Here is a 16,349-nt window from a genome sequence, read left to right as displayed (position 1 = left end):
TACAGGTAATACAGTACCGCCCGTTATCGAATGTCAACCACTGTCCGAGGCAATATCGCCGCAGAGAGGGGGCCAATTGTGACGATTCGGGCACTATCGCGGCCAATTTGAGACTGGCTGAGCGCGGATAGTCCCTATTGACAGACATTGTGCCCAATCGGATGACCGATTCGTCCGCGCGTCGGCCCAGCCACTCTGAGAGGAGATTCCCCTCCGGGTGGGCACAGAAGCGCACACGAAACTATGTCGCGCCGGCCTCTTGCGTGCCTTTGGCGACCGTTGCGGCTAAGAGGTGGAGTTACGCTCTTCGCCTGAAGCCAGTGCTTCCCACGCATCGCGTGGGTTGTGCATTTCGCCCAGCTGCACGATTTCCCGCTTGGTGAACAGCCCCAGAATCCAGTCGGAGAGGATGCGGCCCTTGCGGCCAATGCCAGGCACCCGCGACAGGTGGTAGGCACGGTGCATCATCCACGCCATAAGGCCCTTGACTTTGACCCCATAGGTGTTGGCGACGCCCTTATACAGGCCCAGACCGGCCACGGAGCCAATGTATTTGTGCTTGTACTCCTTGATGACCGTGCCGCGAATCGTGGCAACGATGTTGTCGGCGAGCACCCCGGCTTGACGCACGGCGTGCTGGGCCGAAGGCGAGCACCACTGCGCGAAGCCCGACAGGTCGGGAACCTGGGCGGAGTCGCCCGCGCCCCAAGCGCCCTCGACAATGCCGTTGTCGTCTTCGACCTGCAACGTGGGGCTACAGCGCAAGTGTCCGCGCGGCCCCTGCGGCAGGTCTGTCTTCTTCAGCATCGGGTGGGGTTTGACCCCGGCGGTCCAGATCATGGTCTGCGTGTCGAATTCTTCGCCGTCGGAGAGAACGACGTGACCGTCGACGCAGGACTTCAGCTGCGTGTTGAGGCGCAGATCAACGCCGCGCTTGACGAGGTGCTTCGCGGCATAGACGCCCATTTCGGGGCCGACCTCGGGCAGGATGCGCTGAGTGGCCTCCACTAGGACCCATCGCACTTCGTCCGGGTCGATCTCAGGGTAGGCCTTGAGTGCGGCGCGAACGGTGTCCTCAAGCTCGGCCAGCGTCTCGATGCCGGCGAAACCGCCGCCTACTGTGACGAAGGTGAGCGCGGCCTTTCGAGTCGCCTCATCGGGGGTGGCCGCGGCAACGTCGAGGCGCTGCAACACGTGGTTGCGCAGCCAGATCGCCTCGCCAATGGTCTTGTTGCCCATCGCGAGTTCGGCCAGACCGGGAATCGGGAAGGTGCGGGAAACCGAGCCGGGGGCGACGACGACCTGGTCGTATTCGACCTCGCGGCTGGGTCCGGAAATCGGCTGCACGGTCAGCGTCTTTTCGGCGTGCCTGACCTCGGTGACGAGACCGGTGAGAATGTTGCAGCGCTTGAGCGCACGACGCAGGGGTACCACGCCGTGGCGAGGAGAGATGTGTCCAGCCGCCATCTCGGGCAGGAACGGCTGGTAGGTCATGTGCTGGTTGGGCTCGATGACCATGACTTCCACCTGGCGACGGCGGATCTCGCTCTTCAGCTTGCGGCTCAATCGATCGGCAACATAAAAACCGACGTGACCGGCGCCTATCACGACAATTCGTTTCACTCGCACTATTGTGCCGAGTTATTCGCCGCTATGTGAAGCATACGGGCCAAGACATAGATCACTGTGGTGACAGCCACGAGGCTGACCATAAAGGCCACACTGGACGGAAGCAGCGGAACGTACGTGGTAGAGACCCACAGCAACCCGGTCACGCCGCTGGTCAAGGCGGCCACAACTCCGATATGGCGACCCCAGGTGAGCAGGATCTCACGGTCAATCGCGACGAACAGACGCCAAAGCCTTAGGTGCTCGTGCCCGGCCCACCGCTCGACTGGGCCGGGCACAAGCGGTATTGGGTTTAGAGGTCGTGATTCTCTTCTAGGTGGGCCAGGAAGTTAGCCCGGAAGCGGGTGAGTCCTTCGGCGGCGGGGCCGAAGACGTACCACTGAATCCACCAGCCGCCCTTGGGCGTGAGGTACGCGCGACCGATGGGTTTTTCATCTCGCGATTGGGTGCGCATGATTTCGATGGAATCACCTCGGGTGGAACCGTACAGGTAGTAGTAGCTGCTCTCGTTGAGAAAGCGACCGTAGTATTTACCTGCTTGCACTGATGCTCCCCAGGTTTCCAGGCCCGACGTGCGGCCTTTGCTGGCCAAGGTCGTCCCGTTGGCGCTGCGGGTTAGCGGGATGCGAGGTCTCATACGGGCTCCTTCATCACCGGGTCACAGTGTTGGGTGACGAGGTCGCCGATGGTGGTCTGCCATTCGGGCGGGTAGCCGCTGAAGGGTGTTTCCCATTCGATGGTGTGGATGCGGCCTCGTTGGATGAGGATCGTGGCGACGCGGATTGGCATGCTTCGCCCCTGCATGGTCAGCGCCAGGGCTGCGCCGCGTTTGGGATGCGGCGAGATCATGTAGGTGTCGAAGTTGAACACAAACTCCACCACGGCGTCGCTGGTTGTCTTTGGGGCTTTGACTGAGCTGCTGTAGGTGTCGTTCATCGCGCGCCGCCCGTAGGCAGTATCGTTTCTGATGTCATCTCGGGTTCCAACTCGTGATGTCGAGAGGCGACCACCCAGGGACCCTGCAAGGAATCGGGTGGTCGCCTCGTTTCATGACCGCCTGTGACGGCCACAACTCGACAATAAGGGCCTTCTCACCCAAAAAACTAGAGACACGCGCATGCGCAATTTACGGTCTCGTTTTTGCGTGTCGCGTTGTGCGTATACGCACAAATGCTCGTACGCTCAAGTAATGACACAGTCACAGACGCAACCCACTATCGCGCGACGCGCAGTCGGGCGCGCGCTCCGCCGCCACCGCGAGGCCGCCAGGATGAGCATCGCCGATGCCGCCGCAGAAACCGGCCTTGGCCGCGACACCATCTCACGGCTAGAAGAGGCCCGAGGTAAGCGCGGCGCGAAACTGCCAATAGTCAGGGACCTGTGCCGTATCTATGAAGTCGACCCCATCGAAACCAGCCGCCTAGTCGGCCTAGCGCTGGACAGTGGCAAGCGCGGCTGGTGGGAGCGTTACCCGGACGGCAACATCCACTTGCAACCGCTCTATCTAGAGACCGAACAGACGGCCACAGACCTCCGAACCCTTGACCTTGAGTTCATTCCTGGGCTCCTGCAATCACCCGCATATATAGACGAGATCATGGCCGCATCCCGCATGTCTGCCGAAGCGATCGAAGGCGTCCGCAACCTGCGAATCCACCGCCAAGTACTCATGTTCGAGAGACCGTCACTGCCAGAAATGCGGTTCGCGATTGGGATGGGAGCAATCGGATACCTTGACGCGATGCCCGCCAACGTAAAAGCCGAACAGCTCGCGCACCTCAACTCGATGGCCAAGCGTCCGGGAATTAACATTCGCATCATCCGGCAGGTGGGGCCTACGCTGGGGTCATTTACTCTTCTCACATCGCGTACTAACAGCGGGGACCATGAAACTGAAACCGTCGTGTACGTAGATGGGCTCGACGGCTGCCGCTATATCGAAGATCCGGCCGTTATCAGGCTATACAAGGAGCCTTTTAAGCTGGCATTTGACAGTGCAACCCCGATAGAGGAGTACACGTAATGGACACAGCATGGCGCAAGTCGTCGAGGAGTTCTAACCAAGGCGGGCAATGTCTCGAAGCTCGTCGAGCGGCGGGAAACCAGCAGGTCCGGGACTCGAAGCTGGGCGAGGGCTCGCCTATCTTCACCCTGGCCAGTGCTGACTTCTCTGCCCTACTCGACGCTGCCCGATAAATAGCTAGCGCAAAGCAATCCGGCCCCTGCTTAACGCGGGGGCCGCACAACTCGCTCTATTGTGTCTAGTTGTTGATGCTCTTATGAACGATACGGGCCAAGACATAGATCACTATGCCGACTGCCACCAGCGACACCACGAAGGCCACATTGGAGGGAAGCAGCGGAACATACGTGGTAGATGCCCATAGTATTGCCGCCGCCGCGCTGGTCAAGGCCGCTACAAACCCAACATGACGACCCCAGGTGAGCAGAATCTCACGGTCAATCGCGGTGTTGCGCCTGGTGTGGGTGGTGACTGCGATCAGGCTGAACGCCGTATACAACAAGAGGCCGAATCCGAGCGCTCGCAACAACGAGGACGAGGCTCCCGCCCCCCACTCCATCTGCATAGTCCAGGTGAGGATGTACCCCACCGAAATCACGACCGGGGCCACGGTTCGAGGAATCACCGCGCACGTGGCCGCGGCCACCACGAGGGCGAACGTGACGAGCGGCTCGGTGACGACCCGCAGAGGAAGCGCGGCGAAGGGCGCTGCCAAGAAACAGGTGAAGATTACTACCCGCACCATCAGCGCGGTAGACGTCCAACTGACCGCCCAATTCTTGGACGCGTCGAGCCCCGCTTTAGGCCACAGCACCATATGAGTGCCCCTTTCCCTGCGACGTGGCCGGGCTGTAAACGAATGAAAGGCGATCTCCCTGGGCGGTGCGCGTGGGAGTAAGCACGTGGACGCCACGCTCTTCGAGATCGGCCAGCAGGTTCTCGCGTTCGAGGTGCCACAAGCGAAGGGCTTGTTCGCTTACATGGTTGGGCTGTAGGTCCCGCGGCAGAGTATCCACACACAAGAGACTCCGACCAGTGCTGGCTAGAAGCCCCATGAAATCCAGCGGCGAGTTGCTCAACAACGGAGTGAACACGATAATGAGTCCCTGACCTGACCGCAGCATGGATAGGTAGCGGCGCGGGTCGACCGGAGAGGGATGCTCAGCGACCATCGTCTTCGTCAACCACACACCGGCGGCTTCTTGCTGGCGGCGGCCGGTTCCTGATCGCAGGTGACGGGCGTGAGGCGCATATTCCCACAGGGCGACTCGATCGCCTTGTTCGGTGAAATGCGCCGTTACTCCGAACGCTGACCGCACGGTGAGGTCGAGAACGCTCGCGGCTCCCTTAACACCGGCAGAGGTTCCGGCCTCAGAGGTCGTATCCAGTACCAACGTGACGTCGACATCGCGTTCAGACTCGGTGGCGTTGACATACAGGTGTTGGGAGCGCGCCGAGGAACGCCAATCGATGCGCCGCAACCGGTCGCCAGGTTGGAAGTAACGTACTTCAGCCAGCTCGGCGGCATCACCATGAAGTGTGGAACGGTGAGGCCCGACAAAGCCACGGGCATCCGGCATCCGAAACTTCAGATCCGTGGGCATAGCGGTCGGAGTTGACCTCATGTTCTTGGGCGCGGCAACTTGCCTCGTTGCTTCCAACAGTCCACCGCAGGCCAGTGCCCGATAATAGGCCGGGCCTATGTGAAGCGAACCCCACCGATTCATAGTGAAGGGGACGCGGCGCTCGCGGACGCTATTGGCCTTGACAACATCGGCATAATTGGTGCCCTGGGTGAACGTGAGCCACTGCCCATGATCAAGGGCCGAGTGAACCACAACTGGAACCTCAGCCTCATTGTGAAGGCGAAGCACTGCCTCGGAGGAGCTACCTTCAAAGCTGGCCTCCGAACTGAGCTTAATCTGGGCCGTGGGCTCGATGGTCGGCACGTGTCCCAGCAATGCGGCTAGGCCGATCGCGAACGGTGCCAACGCGATGACGAACTCGACCCGTCCCAACATGATCGTCAACACGGCAAGCAGGATGATCAGACCAAGGCTGCGCCTGAGTGCCCGCGTCGGAAAGAACGCCAGCTCAGATCTGGTCGCGGGGGTCGCGGCAGCGGCGGGTACGCCCGATAGGCTCATTAACCGGCCCCTTTATTGGAACCTAGGTGATTCTCCTCAGCACTGGTTTGACCGTGGGTTGGCAGTGCGTGAGAGGACGGGGCGGGAACCTTCTGGACGACCTGCTCGATGACCTCGGCCGCGTCAATGCGCCGCATCCACAGTTCCGGCCGCAGGCTGACCCGATGAGACAACGCGGGGCCCGCTGCCAAACGTATGTCATCGGGAGTGACGAAGTCCCGCCCGGCCAGCACGGCCATTGCTCGGCCCACCAGCATCAGGGCGAGCGAACCACGTGGTGAGGCACCTACTTGCAGTTGTTGGTGGTCACGAGTCGCGGCCACAATGTCTACGATGTATTCGCTAACGGAGTCTTCGACGCTCACCCATTCCAGGGACCGTTGCATCACAGTGAGCTGTTCGGCCGAGATCACCGGTTCCAGATGAGTGTTCTCTTGGCGGCGATTCATGCGCCGGGCCAACACTTCCAGTTCTTCGCTTCGGCTGGGGTAGCCAAACGACACCCGCAACAAAAAGCGGTCTAGTTGCGCCTCGGGAAGTTGGTATGTGCCTTCAAATTCGACTGGGTTCGAGGTAGCCAGCACACAGAACGGGTCGGGGAGGTCAAACGTCTGGCCTTCCACCGAGACGCGCCGCTCTTGCATCGCTTCCAACAACGCGGCCTGAGTTTTCGGCGGGGTCCGGTTGATTTCATCGGCAAGCACCAGGTTGGTGAAAACCGGGCCGGAACGGAAGTCGAATTCCATCGACTTCTGGTTGTAGATAAAGGAACCTGTCACATCGGCCGGAAGCAGATCCGGTGTGAACTGGAGCCGTGAAAATTCCAAGCCCAGCGCCTGAGCGAAACAGCGGGCGGTCAGCGTCTTCCCCAGACCTGGCAGGTCTTCGATCAGAACGTGGCCGCCAGCCAAAATCGCCGCCATAACAAGACGCAGCGAGGATTCCTTACCGACGATGACTGACTGAACGGACTTCACGACTTCGTCGGCAGCTGCGCTGACTTCGGCTAGCGGCAGAGGCGGGGTGTCATGTGGGTGCGTCATATCTTCTCAATCTGGCTCAAATAGCGGTCAAACTCGGCCCTTGTGGGGAAGGTCTGTGTTGGATCATGGAGGAAGTCATAGAGTTCGGATCCGATGAGAGCCCTCGACTCATCAGGGTGATCGGCGAGATTTAGATGGTGCCGCACCGAGAGACGCTTCGCGGTCAGGGCCCGCAACTTCTGCTGGGCAAAGTCAGTGAAGTGGTCCGGGTAGCGCTGAGCGAATATGAGTGTGCGTTCCCATTCCTTGACATGTTCGAACGGATTGACATGCGGCCGGTTGACATCGTGGGCCACCATCAAGGCGAAGTCTTGCACTACGACGTTCGTGGCCAGAAACACTCGCAAGAACAGGTAGCACAACGCCGAGGTGACAAGGACCTGCCAAGGCTCAATCCATAGGCCCGAAACTGCGCTAACCAGCCATATGGAGAAACCGGCCAAGACCATTCCGGAAGCGCCCCGAAAACTAACTTTGCCAAAGACTCGGGCCCAGGTGGGTACTCGACCAGTCATCGGTTCACCGTCCGTCCCAGTTGTTCACTGATCGCCCTTAGCGTGCGGCGAGCTCGCGCCACATCCGAATCAGTAATGTCGTGCGGCGAGTAGCGCGCGGTCAGGTACACCTCATAAAGTTCCCTGATAGAGCGCGCATCGACATCAGCCCGGTCCAACAGGCGGGTCACAAAAGCACCTGGGGTGTCGGAGGGTTTGCGTTCCACTCTTATCCGGTCGGCGGCTTCCTCCAGCGATAGCCAACAGGCGAAGATAGCCTCACGCGGACTATCACCAAGGTCTATGCGCCGCAACGATTCGGCTACAGCCTGCCGAATGGTGCCGATGTCGGCGTGCTCATCCGAAGTAGCCACTACCTTTTGCCGGTTCCTGCGAGCATTGAAAATTCTCGCAAGATCGCTGGCTGCTCGCAGAACCGCCACCAGAATAAGCAGGATCGTGAGGACGGAGAGAAATACAGTCGTTCCCACGAGGAGGTAGTGAAAATATGGAGGTAGATCAAGGGCTCCCCATTGCTCGGGTGCCTCCCCCAAGAGCTCTAGATCTTCCTCATCGCGCTCTTCTTCCTCGAAATCCACATACTCAGTGGTCTCGTGTACGGACTCGCGGTGCGAGAACCCACCGCTGGCCGCCGAGTATCCAGCCAGGAGGACCAGAAGCAAAGTAAGGAGCACCCAGGGGCGTCGGCGCATCGAATCCTCCGTGTCAGCTGTCGTGGGTGCGCTGTCGGCGCGCCCGTTTTCGCAAGGGGTCAGCCAAGAGACATGGGTGGGCCTGGGGAGATGGGAGCCGGGCTCTGTCGCCTGGCTTGCCGCAACGTGTGTGTTCTTGGTCCTGGGGCGATCGGTGGGTGTGCGACCACCCTAATAGTCAACGACAAACGCTGCCAGCGGACGACAGCTGGAATCGGACACTATGTCGGGGTTTGCGCGGCAAAACGTTACCGAACTGTGTTTCCTTGGCTGCTGAGCGTGTCGTAGCCGTGCCACTAGCCGCGCCCGAAACAAATGAACGGGTGCCACGGGTGGCCCTTGCCCGCTTCGGCGAGCGCTTTGGCCGGAGGGAGTCCGGCGGCGCGGCCTCGATGGTAGGCCGACATCATGTCCGCGGACAGTTGTTCGGGAACTCGGGTCAAGCTGGCGATTACGGTGGAGGTGCCAGCGTGCAGGAGCGCGGCGGTAAAGCCCAATGTCTCGTCACCCACGTCGACTGTGGAGCGCCCCAACTCGCAGGCGGACAGAATGACTTCGGTGGGCGCGGTGTCGAGGCTGTCGAGATCGTAGGCCATGAGCGGGCCGTCGTGGAAGTTGAGGCGTGAGAAAAGAACGTTGTCGGGCTCGTGCTGGCCGTGCGCGGCCAAGTGAGCCACGGCGGCACCGTCCATTGCGGAGAGAATCGCCTCTGGGGTGGCGTCCTCGCCGGTGAGAATATCGGGGTCGTCATAGCAGCGGGCGACGGCGGCAAACTCCTCATGCACTTCGCGCAACGCCGGGCCGGACGCGAGCAGTACTCTGCCGCCCGGCGAGTTTTGGCGCGTGCAGCGCCACCACACCGAGGCCGACGGCGCGACCGTCACCGGGCGGTCGACCAGCTGCGGCATCATGCCCCAGGGCACCCAGTTAAGAGCGCGAGTGGGAACGATGACCACCGATTCGGTGCCCACGTGCTCATCGAGCGGAGTCAAGACGCTGTCGGCCAGGCGAGCCACGTTGGATTGCAAGGAGTTGGTGACGCTGCCGCGCAGTGGCGTCGGCAGGAAGTCGGAGGCGAGCGCGTCCAGGTCGGCGTTGACCTGCCGGGCCAGCTCCTCAACCTCGGCCAGATCGGTGAGGGTCGTCCACTGGATGTCCTCACCACTGACGACAATCGCGGCGAGCTTGCCTCGATACTCGAAGTAGCTGATGACCGTGGCATTGCCCTCGGCCGCGAGGGCCTTGATCTGGTCGGGGGTGGTCTCTTCCGCAACATGGCCAGGGCCAGCCTGCTGCCAAGCGCTGCTACGCAATTTTGATTCGAGATCGGCGACACGCTGGGCGACCTCATCAACCGGTTGGCTATTCAGCTGAGCATCCCACAAGTCATTCCGCGCGCGGCGCAACTGAGCCATTTGGTCGCGTACAGCTGGATCAGTGTCGTTCTGAGTTGGGGGAACCTGGAGGTTTTGGGCACGGACTCGCTCGGTCCACGCAAGAATCGCCTTGGCTTCACCTCGGTCGGCGACGACTTCAAGCCCAAAGTCAGCCAGCTTTTGCCCAACCATCGACACGCCTGCTTGAAACTCAATGCTTCCGTATTTGGAACGATGTTCGGCCAAAAAATCCAACCCCTCTTGGAGATGAGGAATAGGATCTTCTCTTTGAGCCCCGGCCAGTTCCGCCAAAGCCAAAAACGTCTCGAATCGGGCATTAACATTCTGAAACACGTCACACATAGGCTGGCTAAGTAGCCGGGATGACCTATTGACATCTCCCTCTTGCAGTGCTGCTCGAGCAGCAAGAACTCTTGTAGTATCAAGACTAATCGCCCAGCGCCATTTTCTCATTTTTTCATATAGAATCTCAATCTCATTCGCCATTCCGGCGCGGAGATTACCCATCTCCAAGTCACATCTCAGTACAGTTAGCTGAGCGGCAATCATAGCCGGCTCATATGCTTGCTGAGAGCGCATTTCCTGAGCTTTTTTCGCCCATTTTCGCGCAGTTTCGAAGTCCTGCGCAGCAAGAGCCGCGTTCGCCCCGGTTTGAAGATTCCCAGCTATAAGTGACTTTTTCTCAGACCCCTGATTCTCTCTAATAAGAGTCCGGGAAATTGAGAGTGCCTCACGGACCATTCCAACCCTGATCAGCATTCCCTGATAATTTCCATTGAGTTCAAAGAGAAGTTCCGGCGCAAGTTCGGCATATACGGGCCTCACTCTTTCGAAGAGTGCGAGGGCTTCGGTATAGTAACCAAGCTCTCCTCTGATCATCGCAGTCAGATGGACTGCCTTTGCCACATGAAGATCGTTACCTTGTTGCTCCAACAAGTCGCGTGCGCGACTAGCATCATTTAGGGCTTCCTGGTGCCGACTCAAATCATGAAGCGCTCCCGCCCGGTTCAGGAAAAGACCTGCGTACAACCATTCCGGGCCATATTCCTCAAGAAGTGGTTCCGCTGCCAAAAAGCAATCTAGAGCTTCTTCGACCCGGGAACGACGCACAAGAATCATGCCGCGTTGATTGTAAAGCCTACCCTTATCCTCAGGAATAACGAACTCTTCAGCATACTCAAGCAGCTTCAACTCGCGATTAGTACCGCCCAGATAAAACTCCGTCAGTGCGAGCGATATAAGTAGCCGTGACGTTACCCGAGCAGCAGGTTCTCCCCGACGAGGGGGAACCGTAGGATCCCAATTGACCAAACTCAGCCCACGTTTAAGCTCCGCTGCCGCTTCCGAGTAGTGTCCACGACTGTGCAGGTTCCAGCCGCTTTCTTGCAGCCGCCAGGCTCGGGTGATCAGTTCGTCGTCGGGGTCAGTCACCCCAACATTGTGCTACACGCTCGCTACGAATGACAGTCGGTCATAGGCGTACCGCCGGGGTCACCACAACCGCAGACACCCCTCCTCGTTGCAGCTGGTCGGACGCACGTAGCACGAATTGCACCATTTCTCCAGCTGGCAGGTGCTCCATCGCGAACCTGCCATGCTCATTGGATATCGCCTCGCGGTCTCCCTCGGGAAGCCGGACCTGGACCCGGTACTCGCCTTCGGGGGCGATCCAGCCGTCGACGCGAATCGTCTTATCAAGGGCGGTGCGGGGACTGACCATAACGGTCACCGCTTCACAGTTAAACGTGATTGACCCGCTTGCTCCCCGGTGTCCGGCTAGCACCGGCTCTTCGGTCAGCTCAGCCACCTCGGCTGCAAGGTTCTGTTCCAAGTCCAACGCGAACATAATGCGGTCGGACAAATCCTCCGGCGGCGGGTCCATCTCTCGGTGTAGCTCATCGACCGCTCGCAAGATGGAAGCATCTTCCCGGTTCATCTCAGCGCTCCTCACCATGGCCCCAATCCGGTTCTTTCTGTAGATCTCGGCGCAATCTGGCCAAACATCGGCCCCGTGTAGGCCCAATGCTGCCCTTTTTCATTCCCAGCGATTGCGCTATAACGTCATAATCGGGGCGTTCCGCGGCCGAAATATAGGCCAGAAGCTCCCGGCACGGGGAGCCCGTGCGGGCTAGGACCCGCCGAACCGCCCGATGTTCTTGTTTGCGAATCAGCTGCTCGTCAACACTGTCGGTCAACGGTGAGGGAGGGTCCGGGAACTCGACGGGATCGATAGTGGATTCGCGCCGGGCCGCAGTGCGAATTCGTTGCGCATCCCGGCGGACCGTCGTCGTCAACCAGGCGGTAACCGCCTGCGGCTCCTCGATGGACTCCCAGTGCTTCACCAGCTTCATCCACGCCGTCTGCACAACATCGGCGGCGGCATCGATGCTCAACCCCTGGTAGCGGGCCACCCGCCACAGCAGTGGCCCCAGATCATCCACCAGAGACTTCATTGCCACCCGGTCACCTGATCGCGCCAGTTTGAGCAACTCAGCCCGTCGCTGAAAGTCCGCGATGCCGTCCTCAGTGTTCATTGCCGTCATGATCATCAGACTAGCGCTGCTTGAGTTTCTTCAACGCCACCTGCGACCGGGTCATGGCTTCGGCGACAGTGGGGGCCGGACCAAGTTTCTCCATTTCATTCGCCAGGTAGGCCGCCGCCAGTGGGGCGGCAAACGAGGTGCCTGACCATACGGCGAACCCGCTACTGAAGTCATCGGGGTCCAGGCTTTCGCGGTAACGCCCGGCGTAGTCGGTCTCGACTCGCCGATATGGGGAGAGCGAGCCACGTGCCACCGGAGGGAAAGTCGACACGACCGAAGCTCCGGAGGCAAAACAGGAGACCCAGGGGCCATCGTTGGAGAACATGGCGATATTGCCATTGGGATTCAACGCGCCCACGCTCAAGACCGGAGCCAGTGCTTCACTCTGCCTGGTGGCAAAAGCCGCCGGGTAGAAGGGCCGTTCGCTGGACTGATTGCCTGCTGCTGCCACGACTGGTATACCCAGGCGGGACAGGCGGGTGACAATGTCAGCCATCCAACCGCCTGGGTCATCGGTCGGGTCCTCATCCACATAGCCCAGCGAGAGGATGACCATGTCGACACCGAGGGCCTCGGTATCGCCCGCATAGGCGGCTTCGACTTGATCGGCCACATGTTCCAATGCCGCCACCACTTCCCGTTCGAAGGCCAGCCCGTCATTATGCATGACCCGCAGCGAATACACCTGCACATCGGGCGCCGTCTGGCGCAAAATCCCCGCCATGAACGTGCCATGACCGTAGTGACTGGCGACCTCGGCGATGAGGTCACCGTTGTGGACATCCTCATCCCATGGGCTGTCCAGGGGGATAAGGGCCGGGTCGGCATCGGCTCCCAGTGTCTGCTGGAACTCGGAGTCCACGACCACGAACGGATCGCCCCCCTCACGCCAGTCCGCAATGCTGAGCGCCGGGTGTTTTTGGGCCACCCCCGTGTCCAGGACCGCCACTCGCAGGCGACGTCCGTTCAAGTCGTCAAGAGATCTGCGAGTGGGCATCGGGACGACCATGTCCACGGGAACCCGGCCCTGTGGGCGCAACAAATTGGTATTGATCGGCTCGGGTCCGCCAATACCAGGGCGACTGTTGTCACTCGCCGCAACCATCAGGTGTTCTAGCCGCACCCGGTCTGCCAGCGCAGCATCACACGTACCTTCATTGGCTTGCCGGCGAATCGACTGGAGGACGCGCCAAGCGTCAATCGTCCCTGGATCGGCATTGGGGCTGAGTTCCAGCGGGACGCGACGGCATAGTTTGCCTCCGCTACTGGATGCGGTGGCCGCTGCGGACATGCCACTGGCTTCGAGCGCCTCGCCGAGCTGATGGCACTGGGCCTCGTCCTCGAAAACGGAACTGTCGACCAGCAGCCGGTCGTAGCGGTAGATCGTGCCAACAGGCTCAGGCGACTGCGGGGCTTTGACAACGTGACCGGGTCGCAAGACCCGCCCGTGGTGGCGGTTGAGAGTGGGAGTCGAAAGACTCGGGACGCCGCTCATGCGGTCTCGGCGCGGGTTGGGAGATTCGATCCGTGGGGCGTGATCGGTAAACATCAAACGCATTGCTTGGGGGCCTTCGCTACTCGTCCAATTGAAACTTATGTGGGGCAGGCGCCCCTCCAAACGCCTGCCCCAGGGGCCGAGAGGCACTCATTCCCGGCCCAGGGAAGCATCGACGACGGCAGGGGTCGTCGGTGCAAGCCTGTCAGTCTGTTCAGGACTCCCTCTCAGTGGGTCACGCTTATCTAAGAGTCGGAGTGTGGGTGAAAAATACATTCAAATACAGAATTTTTTTGACTATTTTTCCATCGAATTTTTGGGTCGAACAGGCTCTATTAGGTGGAGTGGACCTGATTGAGACATTCAGGCACATCTGTGCATGTTCTTGCCATTCACGCAGGTTACGGCTCCCTTGAGGGCGCTCCGGGGGCCGGAAATCGGACGCAGCTCACCGAGGGAAGTTATATCCCTTTTGGACTTTAAGCCGACACCCGAGGTGTAAGTGGGACTAATCGACTACAGGCCGGTGGCTACTGCGTAATAGTGAGACGGTCGAGCAACTGAGTCGCTCGCGTCAACACCACATAGGCCACTCCGGGACCATGTCGCCGCTCGATCTGTTCCAAGTCCACTGTCACCACGGCGTCCCATTCCAGCCCCTTGGACTCCAAGGGCCCCACGAGTGAAACCCGCTCATCGGTCACGACCCGCTTCAGTTCCTCATGGCGCGCATAGGGCGCGATAATGCCCACTGTTCCCTCGACCGCGCCGAGCATGTCCTGCACGATGCTCGCCACTAGCGGCAGCAGTTCATGGGCGTCGACCTGGTGCTCTCGCACCGGAATTCCAGTGCTGCGCACCGCCTCCGGTAGATCCACCTTGGAGAGACGCCCGCTCACCCACTGTGCGGCATAGTCGAACACCTCAGCGGAGTTGCGATAGTTCGTCCGCAGGTGGAACTCATGCGTCTGTCGCGTATGGACCGCCTGCAAGCGCGCATGGCGGGCCTCGCCTGGGCGGGGCCACGAGGATTGGGCCTCATCGCCCACGATCGTCCAGCCCGCGCCTTTACCTCGGCGCCCGAGCATTCTCCACTGCATCGGCGTCAAATCCTGCGCCTCGTCGAGAATGATGTGGGCATAGCCGTCATAGAAGGCGTCCCGCGAGGTACGCGGCCCGGCGTCGTAAAAACGGTCTTGGGCCGTCGAAAGCTCGGCAACCCCGTCGATCACTTTCACTCGATCGCGGGACTGGGTTCGCTGCGGCTTCACGCCCAGCAGCTGGCGCAGCTCGTCGAGCAACGGCACATCCTGGATCGAAAAGTCAGTCTCCTGGAACGTGGCGGCGATGTCGGCGACCTGCCGCTGCGTGAGGTTGTCCCCCGCCGCTGCGGCCAGGTGACGCGCATCGGCGGCCCAGTCGAGCACCATCTCTGGCGATAGGGTCGGCCACCAGGCATCCAGGAAAGTCAGGAACTCCCCTCGGCTGCCCACGTCGCGGGAAAACACGGCGGGCTCGGCCTCGGGTAGCACTGGCTTGATCTTGCGCCACAGGCTGACCAATAGCGCTCGGCCCGCCTCGGTCTTGGCCAGGTTGGGCCGGTTCTCCTTCGCCAGCGCCCGCTTTCGCGCTTCGGTGAGGTCGTGTTCGTCGAGGTCGAAGACCTCGCCGTGATAGACGATGCGTAGGTTTTTCGGGGCTTCCGGCGGCGCGAGGCGAGACAGGGCAACCAGAACGGGCCGGATGCGCAGGCTGCCTTTGAGCTCGGCGACTTCGGGTGGGTCTTGGCGGGTGGCTTCGACCCCTTCGTACAGTTCGCCCAGTGAGTACAGCGCGGCGGTTTCCTCCCCCAGGCTGGGAAGGACGCGGTCGATATAGCGCATGAAGACCGCCGAGGGGCCGCACACGAGGATTCCGGCGGCTTCGTAGCGGCTGCGGTCTTGGTAGAGCAGGTAGGCGGCGCGGTGGAGCGCCACGACGGTCTTGCCGGTGCCGGGGCCGCCGGTGATGTAGGTGGCTCCGCGTCCGGGTGCGCGGATGGCGGCGTCTTGTTCGGCCTGGATGGTGGCGACGATGTCGCGCATGCGGCCGGTGCGTTTGCGGGTCAGGGCAGCCATGAGCGCGCCGTCGCCGATGACGGGTAGGGTGCCTTCGGCTTCGGGGTCGAGCAGGTCGTCGGAGACTTCCTGCACGGTCTGGCCGAAGGAGCGGATGACGCGGCGGCGGGCGACGCCTTTGCGGTCTAGCCCGGTGGCTTGGTAGAAGGGCGAGGCGGCGGGGGCGCGCCAGTCGATGAGCAGCGGGCGGTATTCGAGGTCGCGCACGCCGAGGCGGCCGATGTGGCGGACTCGCCCGCCGTCGAGGTCGAGGCGGCCGAAGACGAGGCCCTCGTGCTGGGAGTCGATGTCGACGATGCGTTTGGTGGCGCGGTAGACGAAGACGTCGCGTTCGAATTGGGCTCCGGGGACGGTGGCCTCGCGCCATTCATAGCCGGCCCTTTGGCGTTGTTGGGCGTCGTCGCGCAAGTCGTCAAGGCGGCGGTAGACCAGGTCGACGAACTTTTGTTCGATGGCCACTTCCTGGTCGTGGGTGTTGTTGGGGTCGGAGTGGGCCACGGCGTGCGTGGTGTCGGTGGCGTGTTCAAGGGCCGCATCGATGTGGGCGGAGGCGCGGTCCTGGCCCTGTGCGGGCGTGGTGCCGTGTGGCTGTGTCGGGTCGCCGCCAAGGGCGCTGTCGTCTACTGAGGTGCGCGGGTGTTGAGCGCTCAAGGCCGGCTACCTTCCCGTCGGGCTTGGCTGGTGTGGGCGAAGACCTGGTTCCTGGTGGACCGGGCCACAGAGATCTACGAATGCGGGCGAATAATCC

General features: G+C 61.0%; 16 protein-coding genes. 2 read left to right on the top strand and 14 right to left on the bottom strand.

Annotation, left to right across the window (positions count from 1 at the left end; genetic code table 11):
- Nucleotides 1-285: 285 nt before the first annotated feature.
- The 4 genes from JQS30_RS03220 to JQS30_RS03205 are packed head-to-tail and all read right to left on the bottom strand — an operon-like array spanning nt 286 to nt 2,565.
- On the bottom strand, nt 286-1,629 hold the full coding sequence (locus JQS30_RS03220) for an NAD(P)/FAD-dependent oxidoreductase (protein ID WP_343076148.1): 1,344 nt from the start codon (nt 1,627-1,629) through the stop codon (nt 286-288).
- Nucleotides 1,629-1,907 carry a hypothetical protein gene (locus tag JQS30_RS03215; protein ID WP_213171960.1) on the bottom strand — a complete coding sequence of 93 codons (279 nt, stop codon included), beginning with the start codon at nt 1,905-1,907 and terminating at the stop codon, nt 1,629-1,631. Before JQS30_RS03215 ends, JQS30_RS03220 begins: the two co-directional genes overlap by 1 nt.
- Before the next feature lie 14 nt (nt 1,908-1,921).
- Nucleotides 1,922-2,266 carry a hypothetical protein gene (locus tag JQS30_RS03210; RefSeq protein WP_213171959.1) on the bottom strand — a complete coding sequence of 115 codons (345 nt, stop codon included), beginning with the start codon at nt 2,264-2,266 and terminating at the stop codon, nt 1,922-1,924.
- Complete coding sequence (locus tag JQS30_RS03205) at nt 2,263-2,565, bottom strand: hypothetical protein (RefSeq protein ID WP_213171958.1); 303 nt, start codon at nt 2,563-2,565, stop codon at nt 2,263-2,265. The genes JQS30_RS03210 and JQS30_RS03205 overlap by 4 nt, the downstream gene beginning before the upstream one ends.
- A 253-nt stretch (nt 2,566-2,818) precedes the next feature.
- Between JQS30_RS03205 and JQS30_RS03200 the strand changes: the two genes are divergently transcribed.
- Together JQS30_RS03200 and JQS30_RS03195 are read left to right on the top strand one after the other, a co-directional pair.
- Nucleotides 2,819-3,652 (top strand): helix-turn-helix domain-containing protein, encoded by an 834-nt coding sequence (locus tag JQS30_RS03200; protein ID WP_213171957.1) that lies wholly within the window; start codon nt 2,819-2,821, stop codon nt 3,650-3,652.
- Nucleotides 3,652-3,825 carry a DUF397 domain-containing protein gene (locus JQS30_RS03195; protein ID WP_213171956.1) on the top strand — a complete coding sequence of 58 codons (174 nt, stop codon included), beginning with the start codon at nt 3,652-3,654 and terminating at the stop codon, nt 3,823-3,825. The genes JQS30_RS03200 and JQS30_RS03195 overlap by 1 nt, the downstream gene beginning before the upstream one ends.
- A gap of 65 nt (nt 3,826-3,890) precedes the next feature.
- Here the strand turns inward: JQS30_RS03195 and JQS30_RS03190 are convergent, their stop codons facing one another.
- From JQS30_RS03190 to JQS30_RS03145, 10 genes are all read right to left on the bottom strand, one after another.
- Complete coding sequence (locus tag JQS30_RS03190) at nt 3,891-4,469, bottom strand: hypothetical protein (RefSeq protein WP_213171955.1); 579 nt, start codon at nt 4,467-4,469, stop codon at nt 3,891-3,893.
- On the bottom strand, nt 4,453-5,799 hold the full coding sequence (locus JQS30_RS03185) for a DUF58 domain-containing protein (RefSeq protein ID WP_213171954.1): 1,347 nt from the start codon (nt 5,797-5,799) through the stop codon (nt 4,453-4,455). Before JQS30_RS03185 ends, JQS30_RS03190 begins: the two co-directional genes overlap by 17 nt.
- A complete protein-coding gene (locus JQS30_RS03180) occupies nt 5,799-6,842 on the bottom strand; it encodes an AAA family ATPase (protein WP_213171953.1) in 1,044 nt (347 codons plus the stop codon). Before JQS30_RS03180 ends, JQS30_RS03185 begins: the two co-directional genes overlap by 1 nt.
- On the bottom strand, nt 6,839-7,357 hold the full coding sequence (locus tag JQS30_RS03175; protein ID WP_213171952.1) for a hypothetical protein: 519 nt from the start codon (nt 7,355-7,357) through the stop codon (nt 6,839-6,841). The genes JQS30_RS03180 and JQS30_RS03175 overlap by 4 nt, the downstream gene beginning before the upstream one ends.
- Nucleotides 7,354-8,049: a DUF4129 domain-containing protein gene (locus tag JQS30_RS03170; RefSeq protein WP_213171951.1), complete on the bottom strand. Its 696-nt coding sequence runs from the start codon at nt 8,047-8,049 to the stop codon at nt 7,354-7,356. The genes JQS30_RS03175 and JQS30_RS03170 overlap by 4 nt, the downstream gene beginning before the upstream one ends.
- A 296-nt stretch (nt 8,050-8,345) precedes the next feature.
- Nucleotides 8,346-9,779: a CHAT domain-containing protein gene (locus JQS30_RS03165; RefSeq protein WP_213171950.1), complete on the bottom strand. Its 1,434-nt coding sequence runs from the start codon at nt 9,777-9,779 to the stop codon at nt 8,346-8,348.
- Between the two features lie 1,138 nt (nt 9,780-10,917).
- Nucleotides 10,918-11,382: a hypothetical protein gene (locus JQS30_RS03160; RefSeq protein WP_213171949.1), complete on the bottom strand. Its 465-nt coding sequence runs from the start codon at nt 11,380-11,382 to the stop codon at nt 10,918-10,920.
- Nucleotide 11,383: 1 nt separating this feature from the next.
- Entirely contained in the window at nt 11,384-11,989 is a 606-nt protein-coding gene (locus JQS30_RS03155; protein WP_213171948.1) for an RNA polymerase sigma factor, read from the bottom strand.
- A gap of 10 nt (nt 11,990-11,999) precedes the next feature.
- Nucleotides 12,000-13,547 (bottom strand): S8 family peptidase, encoded by a 1,548-nt coding sequence (locus JQS30_RS03150; RefSeq protein WP_213171947.1) that lies wholly within the window; start codon nt 13,545-13,547, stop codon nt 12,000-12,002.
- A gap of 467 nt (nt 13,548-14,014) precedes the next feature.
- Complete coding sequence (locus JQS30_RS03145; RefSeq protein ID WP_213171946.1) at nt 14,015-16,252, bottom strand: HelD family protein; 2,238 nt, start codon at nt 16,250-16,252, stop codon at nt 14,015-14,017.
- Between the last annotated feature and the right edge of the window lie 97 nt (nt 16,253-16,349).

This window comes from Natronoglycomyces albus (assembly GCF_016925535.1).
In the GTDB taxonomy this organism is placed as follows: Bacteria; Actinomycetota; Actinomycetes; order Mycobacteriales; family Micromonosporaceae; genus Natronoglycomyces; species Natronoglycomyces albus.
Note: the sequence above shows the minus strand (reverse complement) of the source record. Positions and strands in the feature narration are given on the sequence as shown.